The sequence below is a fragment of the Mycobacterium yunnanensis genome (assembly GCF_025823185.1).
Lineage (GTDB): Bacteria > Actinomycetota > Actinomycetes > Mycobacteriales > Mycobacteriaceae > Mycobacterium > Mycobacterium yunnanensis.
In genome coordinates, this window is the sequence record NZ_JACKVK010000015.1 from 85303 (window position 1) to 98229 (window position 12927).

12 protein-coding genes are annotated in these 12927 nt (G+C 64.3%); 3 read left to right on the forward strand and 9 right to left on the reverse strand.

Going from position 1 to position 12927, the window contains the following annotated elements:
- Positions 1 to 84: 84 nt before the first annotated feature.
- Together H7K45_RS28700 and H7K45_RS28705 are read right to left on the reverse strand one after the other, a co-directional pair.
- Complete coding sequence (locus H7K45_RS28700) at positions 85 to 474, reverse strand: PIN domain-containing protein (protein ID WP_308206446.1); 390 nt, start codon at positions 472 to 474, stop codon at positions 85 to 87.
- Positions 475 to 632: 158 nt separating this feature from the next.
- Complete coding sequence (locus H7K45_RS28705) at positions 633 to 1100, reverse strand: SgcJ/EcaC family oxidoreductase (RefSeq protein ID WP_263999568.1); 468 nt, start codon at positions 1098 to 1100, stop codon at positions 633 to 635.
- A gap of 1447 nt (positions 1101 to 2547) precedes the next feature.
- On the opposite strand from H7K45_RS28705, the gene H7K45_RS28715 reads away from it, so the two are divergent.
- Entirely contained in the window at positions 2548 to 3852 is a 1305-nt protein-coding gene (locus H7K45_RS28715; protein WP_263999569.1) for an FCD domain-containing protein, read from the forward strand.
- Between the two features lie 42 nt (positions 3853 to 3894).
- Here the strand turns inward: H7K45_RS28715 and H7K45_RS28720 are convergent, their stop codons facing one another.
- The 6 genes from H7K45_RS28720 to H7K45_RS28745 all read right to left on the reverse strand — a co-directional run bounded on the left by H7K45_RS28720 (position 3895) and on the right by H7K45_RS28745 (position 9180).
- Positions 3895 to 4587: an MBL fold metallo-hydrolase gene (locus H7K45_RS28720; protein ID WP_263999570.1), complete on the reverse strand. Its 693-nt coding sequence runs from the start codon at positions 4585 to 4587 to the stop codon at positions 3895 to 3897.
- A 40-nt stretch (positions 4588 to 4627) separates the two neighbouring features.
- On the reverse strand, positions 4628 to 5302 hold the full coding sequence (locus H7K45_RS28725; RefSeq protein ID WP_263999571.1) for an FAD-dependent oxidoreductase: 675 nt from the start codon (positions 5300 to 5302) through the stop codon (positions 4628 to 4630).
- A gap of 81 nt (positions 5303 to 5383) precedes the next feature.
- On the reverse strand, positions 5384 to 5986 hold the full coding sequence (locus tag H7K45_RS28730; protein ID WP_263999572.1) for a cysteine hydrolase family protein: 603 nt from the start codon (positions 5984 to 5986) through the stop codon (positions 5384 to 5386).
- On the reverse strand, positions 5976 to 7466 hold the full coding sequence (locus tag H7K45_RS28735) for an MmgE/PrpD family protein (RefSeq protein ID WP_263999573.1): 1491 nt from the start codon (positions 7464 to 7466) through the stop codon (positions 5976 to 5978). The genes H7K45_RS28730 and H7K45_RS28735 overlap by 11 nt, the downstream gene beginning before the upstream one ends.
- Before the next feature lie 7 nt (positions 7467 to 7473).
- Positions 7474 to 8682: a 2-methylaconitate cis-trans isomerase PrpF family protein gene (locus H7K45_RS28740; RefSeq protein WP_263999574.1), complete on the reverse strand. Its 1209-nt coding sequence runs from the start codon at positions 8680 to 8682 to the stop codon at positions 7474 to 7476.
- A 57-nt stretch (positions 8683 to 8739) separates the two neighbouring features.
- Positions 8740 to 9180, reverse strand: a complete 441-nt coding sequence (locus tag H7K45_RS28745) for a cupin domain-containing protein (RefSeq protein ID WP_263999575.1) — start codon at positions 9178 to 9180, stop codon at positions 8740 to 8742.
- A gap of 44 nt (positions 9181 to 9224) precedes the next feature.
- On the opposite strand from H7K45_RS28745, the gene H7K45_RS28750 reads away from it, so the two are divergent.
- On the forward strand, positions 9225 to 9950 hold the full coding sequence (locus H7K45_RS28750) for a GntR family transcriptional regulator (RefSeq protein WP_263999576.1): 726 nt from the start codon (positions 9225 to 9227) through the stop codon (positions 9948 to 9950).
- Positions 9951 to 10320: 370 nt separating this feature from the next.
- The gene (locus tag H7K45_RS28755) at positions 10321 to 11403 is read left to right on the forward strand and encodes a LacI family DNA-binding transcriptional regulator (RefSeq protein WP_263999624.1); all 1083 of its coding nucleotides are present in this window, start codon (positions 10321 to 10323) and stop codon (positions 11401 to 11403) included.
- A 274-nt stretch (positions 11404 to 11677) separates the two neighbouring features.
- On the opposite strand, the gene H7K45_RS28760 is transcribed toward H7K45_RS28755, so the two are convergent.
- On the reverse strand, positions 11678 to 12856 hold the full coding sequence (locus H7K45_RS28760; RefSeq protein ID WP_263999577.1) for an ROK family protein: 1179 nt from the start codon (positions 12854 to 12856) through the stop codon (positions 11678 to 11680).
- Between the last annotated feature and the right edge of the window lie 71 nt (positions 12857 to 12927).

Here is a 12927-nt window from a genome sequence, read left to right on the forward strand (position 1 = left end):
AGATCAAAGTGCACGATAGCGACGATCATGTCATCTAGCTTCGAGTCACGTTGTATCGCAACCCTATTGAAGCGCCTGTAAGTATCATCGGTGATGCGGGTGGTTAACTGACCGTAGTTCCAGTCGCGGGATTCCAGTGAAGTCGGTGGGGTTGCACGTGACCGGCGGCACTCCATGTGCGATTGCACTGGCGGCAATAAGAGCGTCATAGGCGCGCGCAGTCGGCTTGCGACCCGCCGCACGCAGCGCCGCTGCTACGGCTCCAAACGCCCGGGCGCAATCCCCATCGAACGGTAGGACGTCGAAATCCGCCTCGGCCTGCTGCAGGTGCTGCTGCCGAGCGCCGCGCTCAGCATCGTCATGGGCGACGTGTGGACCTACGGACAGCTCAGCCAGCGTGATCGCGCTGATCACCAATTCATCGGGAAGCTCGGCTGGGTCAGACATCTGACCCCGGAGGAATCCACGAAGCATAGCCAGCTTCACAAGTGACCGGTGAGGCCGTTGTCTCCTGCAGCGGCGCGTTGGGCTCAGCTGGTCCTACGCCGATGGCGCAGTCAGGCTGCCACCACCGGTCAAGTGTCTCGCGTTGCTGTCAGGTGCGACGTCCCACCGCCGGCGGGCCGATGCCCTTACTCAGCGCAGAGAGTGTTCTGGAATGCGAAGATCTCCCCGTTGCGGATGAGCTGGGTTTGAATGCCATGGTTTTGGCCGGCGCGGGGACCATCTGGAATGTGCGCGATCGACGAGGTGTGCACCAAGACCAAGCCCTCGCCCAAGCTGTACGCGTCGAGGAGCTCGATCTGGAAAGTACTTTCCTTGAAGATCGTCTCGAACAGTGTCTGGTGTTCATCACCAATGTGCGACCGACCCTTCAGCATTCGCCCCCGGACGTCGACCATCGTTGCGTCCTCGGCGAATACCGCGGCGAGACGATGACCGTCGCCGCTGTTCCACGCCGCCTGCAGTTCTTCGAGAATTCGTTCGACCGACGCATCCGACATGAAGGCCCTCTCTCCTGCTGGGCGGCGCGACCCGACTTCGCGCTGTAAAGGGTGCCGCCGGAGGGACGATACCGCACACCGCTTCTGGTCTCGCACGATGACGAGGCACCCCGCACGGGCACCCGCCCCCTGCAACCCGGGTGACGCCCCCGGTGCCAACACGACCTCCAACGCCTCGACACTTCGCCACGTCAGCATGCACTTGGTGCAAGCACGGCGCACGGCTGCGCGGCGCCTACCCCGGTTAGGTCCCGGGCTGCGGGTCGGTCCACCGCTGCCAGACACCAATCCGAACGCCTCTGTGCGACAATTCCCGGCCGACGTCCAGCGGGATCCGCAAGCTCCTGATGGTGTCCCTTGAAGGAATGCATGCCGGGATCATCGTGTTCATGGGCCTGGTCACCTTTGGTCTGATCATGATTGGTGCCGACTCCACGATCCTCAACGATCGCGACTATCGGAACCTTCTTTCGCGAGGTCGAGGGTGGCGATCTCAAGGCTGCTCGCGACACGTCTGACCGGATCTACGACTTGACGCAAGTCTTCTATGCCGCGCCTGTAATCGATCAGTTCAACAGGATGAAGGAGGGACTCAAAGTGCTGGGCAGGATCGACGAGGCGTACTCACGACCCCCAGTTGTTCCGCTGGCCGATGCGGAGCGGGCAATCATCCGCGATGCCGTACGGGCTGCAGGCCTGCCTGGGTAGCGGTCAAGTCTGCGGCGGATCCCCCATCCGTCCGCCATTGGCCGACTATCGGGCCGACTTCTCCCCTAGCTTTAGTCTGTGGCTGGGTAACGGACAGTCGGCCTCGCAGTGCGTGACGTTACGTCGCCTTCGACTTGATTTGTTGCGAAATGGCTTGTGAAATGTCTGGTCTCGCACGCCCAGTGTCGACCGTGGCGACGGCGTTCGCCGGCACTTGAGCCACCCGCATTCATTTGGCTCCGCCACAAGACCCGGAGTACATGAATCTGGTCGAGCGGGTCAACGGCTATCTGGAGTCCTCTTTTCTCCCGGAAGGCAGTTCGTCTCGCCGTTAGACTTCAACGCTCAGCTCTCGATGTGGTTGTCGCGCGCCAATACTCGCACCGTCACAACACAAACCCGGCGACTCCGTCAAACAATAGCTCCACCAGACGGTCAGCACGAGTCAACTCTCCGCCGACGTCCCGGTGTCAGGAAGTTCTGACTGAACCAGCTACCGCAGCGAGGTCGCGATACAGAACTCGCCCCACCGTACAAATCCACGTCCTGCCGCGCTGCCTCCCCATCCGCTCGCCAACGCTAAAAATGACATAGCGTGCAAGCGGCGACTCCCAGCGCGTGGACGGTCAACTTTGCGACACCCGAAGTGGGTCAATTTTCAGGAACCGTTGACACACTCGGCTCCGTCGACCCTGGACAGCCAGCGCTGGCGTTGCCAGACGATCTCCGGTTGCATTGTCGCCAGCGCATCTTTACTACCCTATTTTTGGAACGTCCATAGTCGAGATCAGGCGCAGGTCTCATCTCACCTTCACTTGGATGTGAGGAGGAAGAAATGCGGGCCGACTTCGACCACTTCGCGGCTGAATCGGATGAGGCCACAGCTGAAGGAAGACGTAGGGTCCAACTTATCGACGCCACCATGCGGATCATCGGGAGATCCGGCGTGGCCGGTTTGACCCGACGCTCGATATCCGATGAAGCTGGACTCGATGCTCGGTCGATAACCCGTGAATTCTCAACTGTCGACGATCTACTGATCGCGGCGCTGACTAGGATCAACGACCGCTACGTCGCCGCCCTCCGGGCGTTGCCGGACGACCCCGATACGGCGCTAAAACAACTCGCCGAATACATCGCCGCCAGCACCGTTGAGTACCGTCCTGAGCTGATCGCAGAGTATGAGGTCTACCTCATGGCCTCGAGGAGGCCCGACCTACGTGCAGAGTTGGGCCGCTGGCTCAGCGCCGTCGACGAATTCGCTGCACGATACGTCGCGGACCGCGCCGACCGTCTGACCTTCGTCTCCACGATCGAAGGGCTTTTCTTCAGGTCGGTCACCGCCGAGCGAGCCATCTCGCCGGAGGCTGCGCTGTCGGTCTTAGAGCGTGTTGCCCTCCGTAATAGGAGTGTGTCGCGGGCTTCGCCGGCGGCTGCCGACACTCTCGGACTCGACCCCATCAATGTTCCGGCAGCTCACGAACAGGTCGTCGCGCGATTACGGCGTGCAATTTGGTTGCACGAGGTGCGCCCCGGCGAGCGGCTGCCGTCCGAGCGCGTAATGGCAGAGAGGTTCGAGGTGTCTCGTCTGACGATCCGAGAGGCATTGCGGGTGCTTCAAGGAGAGGGGCTGATCACCGTACGACGCGGAAGCACAGGTGGGTCGACGGTGGCGGTCCCTGCAATGACCGATCGGCAGCGACAGCAGTGGGCGCTCGATGTCCGTGCACACCTGAAGGAGATCCACGAGGTGCGTCTCGGGGTTGAGCCCGTGGCGGCCAGTCTGGCCGCCGAACGCCGGAGTGACGGCCAGCTCGCCGACTTGGCTGAACAGTGCCGGCTGTTGCTCGACTCGACCGACGTCGTGTCTTTCCGGCGTGCGGACTCGGCGTTTCACCTGACGATCGCCGAGGCTAGTGGCAACCGATGCCTTTACAGGGCTGTCGAGGAGGCGCGCTCGTCGTTGTTTGCGCGGTTCGACAGCCATTCGTTCGAGGTCGTCAAGTCCAGTTCGGCTGCAGCCCATCAACGAATATTGGATGCCATCTACATTCAAGACGAAGGAGATGCCGCGCATTCGATGCGAGATCATCTCGCGCACGCGTGGTCCGAGATCGAGGCGGTGATCCTCGGCGCCTGATGCTCCTGGTCGGTGCCACGACGCGTGGATTGAGTCGCGCTTTCAGCGATGGGGTGCGACCTTGTCGATGCGGGCGCGCACGGAAGCCAAGTCCACGCCTGGGCCGCCGTGTCCCACGTAGAACCGCCGTGGGTCCCTCTCGAGGAGCCCGTCGAGTGCACGACGAACCTCGCCCACGTCTTCGGCGTAGAAGTGACGCAGTGGCCGATGGGGGCGAAGATGGCCCAGACAATAGCCACCTCGCAAAAGGTCACCGATGATGAACTCGCCGGAATCGAGGCCCACCGCGCAAGAGCCAGGCGTGTGGCCTGCAACCGGCAGGACTTCGCCGCCGAACCCGTACTCGTCGAGTCGCAATGGCTCGGTCACCAAAATCTGCGGTGTGACCCCCTCGCAGGTCATCCGCTTCACCGAAGGCCGCAGTACATTGCCAACGGCCCCGGTCGCAGGAAGCACCCCATTCTTCCCGTTTCTCAAGAGGTCTCGATCTCCGGCGCCGATTGCAATAGGTACCCCGAACCGTTCGAAGGTCCTGGCCGCACCGGTGTGGTCGGTATGCCCGTGCGTCAGGATGATCAGCGCCAAGTCCTCGGGTTTCACTCCAGCTCGGGCCAATTCGGCTATCAAGCGGTCGTCCTCGCCAGGCTTACCAGCGTCGACCAGGATGGGTCTGTCGCCGCGCAGAAGAAAAGTATTGCTCATGGCCAGCGGAATGGGAATGACGTTGGCGCTCATGGATCTTCCTTGAGGTCAGTTGCGAGCAGGCCGGGACACCTCACGTCGAATCGCCGCGCGGGGTGTAACCCAGGTAGGTGTCGCGCCGTATCTGCCCACGGCCCACACCTGCGTCGGCAAGCAGAGACGCGGCCGACGTGACGAAACGACGTTGCCCCGCGATGAGATAAGCAGCGTTCGGCCGTTTACGAGCCAACGCCTCGACGATCTCGGCGAATTCCGCAGCATGGTGCGGGTAAAGACCGGCCGTCGCATCGGCTTCCGTGTCGGATCGGAAGGCGTGGTCGCTGGCTACGTGCACGAGCGTGGTCGTCGAGGCCTGAGCATCACCTAGCGCGCGTGCGCGGAGCATTGCACGAAAGGGGGTGATGCCTACTCCTTGGGCGAGCATCACGACGTCGAGTTCGTCGTCGCCGAGCGTGAAGTTCATCAGTGGTCCGTGAAACGTCACGCGATCTCCGACCGTCAGCGCACCGAGGCGACGCTTGTAAGCAGACGCGGAAAGAAGCGATGTACCAATCACCACGCACTCCTCTTCGGGCGCCGACGCAATCGTGAAGGGTTTCACCTTCATTCCCGGGAGCCGCAGCAGACCGTGCTGACCCGCTACCCAGCCCAAGTCCGTGTCCGGCTGGAACCGGAAGGCTCGCACTGCGCCTCCAACATCCCTGCTCTCGACAAATTTGAGCTGGTGGACGTTGAGGACTCCGAACATCGAACCTCCGCAAGTCGGCGAGCCCACGGCCCGAACGAGGCTAATGGTATGTTGTGTGAACCATTGAGGCAATCCATGGGATCAAGGGCGCGCGACCCTAGCGGTACCTGCGGCCCAGTCTGCGGCTGCGACGGTCTCAGCGGACCGCGGAAACAGCCTGCCCGCCAGGGAGTCGTGCAGATCGCCGTCCGGGTCGGCACACGCATCGGACAACAGCGTCATGCCGAGGTCGAGGTTCTCCCCCATGGTGAACGCGGCGAGCACCACGCCACTGGTGCTGACTCCGGCCAATACCACCTTCGACACCCGCTGAGAACGCAGAATCGACCCAAGCCTGCTGCCCGCGAACGGGCTGAATCGGTTCTTCTCGACGACCGGCTCCCCCGCGGCTGGCTCGAACTCGTCGACGAGCCGGCTGGCCTCCGGGCGGAGGAGGTCCCCTTGCCGGTAGGGCCAGAACGCCTTGCTGGACGGTGACACGTCGAGATAATCGGGCGCGAAAGCCACCTTGGTGTAGACCACCAGCATTTGGCGTTCTCGCGCCGCCGTCAACGCCAGGCGGGCGTTGGCCACCGCGGTTTGCGCCCACGGCTGGTCCCCAACTCCGACTTGAAAGTCCATCAGCAGCAACGCACTACGGTCGTCGGTCACGGTGTCGAGCCGCATGGCGCCGTCAGAAGACACCGTGTCCGCCCTCGGGAATGACGCCTGTCTTGACGACCGGGAACAGACCGCGCAGCTCCTCGGTGGTCAAGCCAGGCAACTTCTGTACGGTGTCGAGGAAGCGGGCGCTCTCGCCGTCGTCGAGGTATCGGTCGGCGACGGTCATGAACTTGTCGACGTAATCCGCACGCCCCCACGGCGTGGGATAGATGAACGCGTTGGCGTTGTCCTTGGTGTAGCTCGTCGACGTACCGTCCTTCATCGTGATCGTCATCTCGCCGCCAAACCTGCGCGTCGCCAGGTTGGACGAGGAATAGGCCTTCGTCCACTTCGGGTCGGCCTGGGTGCGGATCTTCCTCCAGAGTTCAACGGTGCTCTGCCGGTGGATTCGCTCGCTACTGAACGACTTGTCGAAGTCCCAGGAGCCGTCCTCGAGGGCGGCGGCCAGCATGTAGGGCAGCGAGTGGTCGATGGTGCCGCGGGGCGCGTCGGGGTCATACTTGAGCGGATCCGACGATCCGACGACGACGTGCATTCCTTCCGAACCGGTGACCACGATCGACTCAATCGCCGTTAGATCGGTGATCTGGGAACGGATTTCGAAGGCCAGATCCATGAACGGCTGGGCGAGGTAGTCGGCCGCCCACTGCTTGGGAATCGACTGGTTCATGTATCGGGGGGACTCGCCGGGTTCGAGGATCTCGATGTGGAACTGGCTGTCCGCCCCACCGAGCAGCGTCGCGATGGTGCCGAACGGTCCTTCGTATACCGGCGTCGGCGACTGCTCGCCGCGCATGGCCCGGTCGACGGCTTCGATTGCGGTCTTGCCAATGAAGCCGGGGGCGTTGGCCTTCCACGTCGAGATGAATCCGGTCCGCATCTGAAAGGTGATAGTGGAGAGGAACGAACTGAGCTGGACGGCTTCGTACGCGACGTCCACGGGTAATTCGAGCATTGCTGAGAGACCGACGGGGACGGCGGTTCCCAGATTGCACATCTGGTCGACACCGTATTCGTGCAGGCCGATACCGTTCACCAGCGCCAACATCGCCTGATAACCGTGGGCGATGCCGCGGATGACGTCACGGCCGGTGCGACCCGTCTGTTGTGCGGCGGAAATCATCGTCGCCGAGACGTCGCTGGGGTGCGAATAGTCTCGGCCGCCAAAGGCATCGCTCCAGTCGAGGTGCCGAACCGCGGAGCAGTTGGCATAGGCGGCCCATTCTGCGTGAACCGTGACGTCCGGGGTCAGACCCAGCAAGGTCGCGCCACCCGGTCGGGGATGCGCCTTGGCGGCGGCCATGGCCCGGGCCACGGGCTCGGTCGTCAGACTTGCAATGGCGACGGCGACGGAGTCGATCAGCCGGTCGATCACCAGGTCGGCGATGTCGTCGTCGACCTCACCGGCGTTCAGTGCGGCCCGCACCAGCCGGTAGGTCAGTTGTCGATCCTTGGCGATGTTGGTGTCGGACTTCTCCACCTTGACGGTGACGGTCTTCACGTTGCGCTCACTCTCCTTCGTGCACGACGCCGGTGGACGAGCCAGCTACCGGCTGTGGACGGTCCTCGGTGGGCACGTATGCCAACCCGGCTATGAGGCGGCGCGCCGTGCGGATCATCGCGAGCTTGGTATAGGTCGAAGTCGAATCGCCCGGTGCAGAATCTGTTTCGACGTAGTTGGTCATCACGCCGCCGGGGTGTCCGATACGGAGATGTCCGGAGTCGGGCTTCGCGGCGCTTACGTGCTCGACGACCGAGCCGGCGACGCGCGACGCGGCCGTTAGACCGATCGACCCGGTGCCGGCGATGGTGGGGTGCAGCCGGTCGAGGAAGATCAGCCGTACCCTTAAGTCCATGGCGTCCGAGTCGACACCGGTTCCGTCGGCGGCGGTGTAGTCGCCTGGCGCTGCGACGACGCCGGTCAGCGGCAGCCCCCTGTGGGGGTTGTTGGCGGTACTCCAGTCGTCGACCAGACCGGCCAGAGCGGCGGCCTTGGCCCGAATCTCGAACAGGGTCGCCATGACATCGGCGTTGTTCTCGATTTCGGCGGCCTGCTCGCTGCCGGTGAGTCCCACCTCACCGGCCTGGACCCAGCAGGTGATGTTGCCGGCGTCCACGATGGAGACCGAGACCGTCGCACCGGACTCGAGTTCGACGTAGTCGGTGGCGCGACCGGTGGGCAGCAGGCTGCCCGTCGCCGCACCCACCGTGCCCTTCCAGTCCATCGTGATCGGCGCTCCCGTTCCCGGGACTCCGGCGATGGCGGCGTCCCCTTGCACGGCGGCTCGACCGCCGACGACGGGCACCTCGGCGACGAGGATCTTGTCGGTGTTGGTGTTGTGGATTCGCACGGTCGTCGTCGGCGCGACGGGCGTGACCATTCCCTCGTCGATGGCGAACGGGCCGACGCCCGAGGAGATGTTGCCGCAGTTCCCGCTGTAGTCCACGCTCGACTGGTCGAGCTGCACCTGCCCGAACGTGTACTCCACGTCGGCGTCGTCGCGCGTGGACGGGCTGATGATCGCGAGCTTCGAGGTGACGGGTTTGGCCCCACCCAGCCCGTCGATCTGGTTGAGGTCGGGCGAACCCATGAGGCGGCACAGCAGGGCATCACGCTCAGGCCCGGCGGACGGGATGTCCTGGGCGTGGAAGTAGAGCCCCTTGCTGGTGCCCCCTCGCGCGAGAACCAGACGCAGCGTCTCTTGATCGGTGGGCATCAGCACGGCGGCAATCCCTTTCGTCGGAGGTCTGCGTGTCGACGAATTTCGACACCGCTAGGATTCGGCTGCGATGAAGGGCACGTCGGCCCCTTCGCCGAGGACGACGTACAAGCGCTGCCACGGCTGACCGCCCTCCTCGAGCTGCCATCGGTGTCCCGAGCCGGTGGTGTCCTCGGCCAGCATGACGTCACCTGGGCCGAGCCTGACGCTCCTGCCGTCGGGGGTCGTCACGGATGGCGTGCCGCCGAGGGTGACGACCAATTGCCTCGTCGGGGCGGTGTGCCACCCCAACGAACCCCCGGAGCCGGTCTGGGAGAACGAGCTGTGCACTACGTCGAAGCCGTTGGATACCTGCTCGGAGTTGGGCCCGGGAGCGAGGTCGATGTGACCGGCTTCGAAGTGGGAGCGGCCGTCTTCGCCCGTCCACAATCGCACCGTCCGGATCACCGGGTCACCTTCCTCGATGCGGCCGGCACGTCGGACGCAGGCATCCATGGGTCGTTAGGGCAAGATCGTGGGTGGGATCGCTGAGGGAGGCAATGAAACATGCTGGGCCGTCTTCTGTCGGAGTTGGGTCGTCGGTGACCGACCAGGGCCCTCCTCGCACGTCCGGGTCGGCGGTGGATCGCGCCGTGGCGGCTGTTCGGGACGGGATTCGAGACGGCCGTTATATTCCTGGTCAACGGTTGGTGGAGAACGATGTGATGGCCGAACTGGGTGTTGGGCGAAACGCTTTGCGCGAGGCCTTCTCTCGATTGCGAAGTGACGGCTTCGTGGTGGTCGAGGCGCACCGCGGCGCGTCGGTGCGTCGACTCAGTCGCCGCGACGTCGCGCATCTCTACGATTTGCGGGAGGCGTTGGAGAGCCTGGCGGCCCGGCTTGCCGCCCAAGGGATTCACACCCCGGGCCACCGAGAGCGGCTCATCGATGCGACCGCCACGATGCGCGACGTCGCCCACACCGACGACCTGGCAAGCTACGTCGACGAGAATCTGCGATTTCACCGAGTCATCGTCGGGCTCAGTGGTCATGACCGGCTCACCGAGCTGGTCGATCAGCTGCACATTCAAACCTTTCGTGTCCAGTTCCGACAGGTCCTCGCGGACACGTCGCCACATATGCGTGACCGCTCCGTCGTCGAGCACCAGGCGGTCGCCGACGCGATCCTCGGAGGCGACGCCGCCCGAGCCGAGGAGGGGATGCGCAGCCATCTGCAGCACATGCGTGCAGACGTGATGCGGTTGCCCGATGCCGATTTCGCCTAGCCTCCCGCGCAACGGCGAGGATGCGACTGTCACACGCGATCCTTCCCGCCGGCGGTGGGTCCGTAACGTAATTTTGTAGGACGATTTATTCTTATCATAGGACGTTCGTTCGTGGCCGCATTTGCGGGCGTCCTCTCGTGGATGTGCTCCGTGTCGAGACCCATGCGCCCTCACGACCGTCGTCTGCTCAACCCGCTCACTTGATCGCCGGCGCATCGACGAGCTCCCAAGCCGTTTAAGGCAGGTAAATCGATTTATCTTGATGAGAGTCGACGAGGGCCGGTCTGTCAAGTGATGACGTGAAAGACGCGGCTGCTGTCGAGGCCGGCGGCCACCGTTCGGCTTGAAGTAAAGTCGGGCCGTGGTAACGATGAAGGACGTCGCACTCGCGGCCGGAGTTTCTCCGGCTACGGTCTCAAATGCCTTCCGCGGCCGCACCGGTCGGCTCTCCGAGACCCAGCGCAACCACATCTTCACGGTGGCGGGCAGACTTGGTTATCACGGCCCCGACCCGGCGGCCAGCGCTCTGCGCACGGGGGTCGTCGGTGCAATCGGCGTCATGTTCACCGAGTCGCTGTCCTTCGCCTTCGACGATGCCTCGGCCCTGTTGATCCTCAAGGGCGTCGCGCAAGTTGCCGAAAAGTCCGACGTGTCGTTGGCGCTGTTGCCCTTTCCGCCTCTGGCGCCCGGCGACGACATCTCGGAACACCAGGAACGTTATGCGACGGTGGTGAGACGAAGTCTGGTCGACAGCTTCCTGGCCTATTCGATGCCCGACGACCATCCTGCCGTCGTGGCTGCGATTGGCCGCAACTTGCCCATGGCGGTGATCGACGCCCCGTTTGACGACGCCGCGCACTACGTCGGCATTGGGGACCGAGCCGCCGCGCGGGGCGCGGCCGAGCACTTGACATCTCAAGGACACAAGAAGATCGGCATCATCGTCGACCGATTGGCCCCGGATGGGCACAGCGGATTCGTGACGGCGGCACGGCTGAAGGCGACACAAGAGGCGGTTCCGCGCGAGCGGTTGCGTGGCTACCGCGACGCGTTGCGGGCCGCAGGGATCCGTTGGTCCTCAGTACCGGTCTTCGAGGCGGGCGGGCTCACCGCACCGCGATTCGCTGTCGCAGCGGAAGAATTCCTGGATAGCTGCGACGTAACGGCTCTTCTCGTCACGAAGGACGAACTGGGGTTGGCAATTCTGCGGGCGTGCCGTCGGCGCCGTGTCGCCGTGCCCGGGAACATTTCGGTCGTCGGCTTCGACGACATCCCCGCCGCGTCGGAGGCCGGGCTCACCACAGTGCATCGTGACTTCGTCGAGGAGGGCCGGGCTGCGGCGCAGATGCTCATCGACCACGCCGCAGACGGCCCGCGCAGGGTCATCTTCCCAACCACGCTGGTCGTGCGTGCGTCGACCGGCCCACCGCCGGATCACGCCAAGGGCGCTTGACCGACTCGTGGACGACCGCCGAGCCGTCCCGGCACCTACGACACCGTGTGCCCCATTCTGAGCCGCGGATGCATGACGTGGACCCAGTGCCAGCGAGCCTCCCCAGCAGCGACTGCTCGCCAGCATCGGACGAGTTGGCACCGACCTGACTCATCCGCGCCGCACCGCGTGTAGTCCAGGTGACGACCCGCACCAGCTGGGCGCCGAAAGCTTCCCTTGGACAACTCACCACGGCGCGCCAATGGGTCTGGGGCGCCGTAGCATCGAAGATCGCCTATTGCGTCGCCATCGCGTGGCACGCGAATTCGGCCGCCCCGACCGCACCGTCGTCTCGCCCCAGCTGACAGGTTCCGATGATCAGTCCCCGTGTTGCTGCGGGTCGCGCGTGCTCGTACACCCGTTGCCGCACCGCCGACAGCACCACGTCCTCGGCACCCCGGATTCCGGTCGACAAGAACACCGCGGCGGGATTCAGAATCGTCACCAGCCCGGCAATGGCGTACCCCACGTGTCGGCCCGCTGCACGCAGAAGCGCTGTCGCCGCAGGATCCTCCGCCAGTGCCGCTCGGCCGATTGCCTCGAGTGTCAGCGGGTCCGATTCCGCGAGCACCGGACTCGCCCCCGAAGCTGCCAGCGCCTCCGCCTCGCGCACCAGCGCGGGCGCGGACACCAGCGCCTCCAGGCACCCGGTGTTCCCGCACGCGCACGTCAGTTCGCTGGACGGGTCGATGCACACATGTCCGAGATCACCGGCGTATCCATCGCCGCCGCGGGCGAGAACGCCGTTGACCATCAGTCCGCAACCCACACCGCTGGACAGTTTCACCACGGCGTAATTTCGCAGCCCCGCTGCAGGTCCCCCGCGCGCCCGCTCGGCGACCGCGAGCACGTTCACGTCGTTCTCCACGTGGGCCGGCACCCCGAACCGCTTCCTGAGGTGTTCACCAATCGCCACCCCCGCCCAGGCCGGCATCGTCGGCGGTGGCTCCGAGACCAACCCCATGTTGTCGATGTCGGCGGCGATCGAGACACCGATGAGGCGGAGCGACGACCGCGCCTTCGTCACCTCCGCCTTCAAGGTGTTGTCGATTGCCCGCAAGGTCGGTCCCGGTTCCGACGGCGTCCCGCACTCCACCAACCGTCGTGCCACCACGGTGCCGTCGAGATGCATCAACACAATCGACACCCCACCGGCGTCGATGTCCACTCCGGCCACCACCCCAAATGTGCCGTCCCCCAGGATGAGTCGCGTTGCCCGTCGCCCCCCGGTTGAGATCATCGAATCGATCTCGCGCGCGACCCCTTTAGTCAGCAGAGAGCCGACCTCCGGGGACAGCCGGGACCGTGACACGTCCAGCAGGTCGGTCAGTTCTCCTCGCGCCAGCGGACCGCGCATCAGCAGCACCGACACGACCTGGCGCTGCAGCGCCGACATCCTAATTTCTTCTGTCATGATCAGACGCAAGTTGTTCTCGACACGGACGGAAGGGTCTCATAGCGTCGAAGCCGTCAGCAAGACCCACC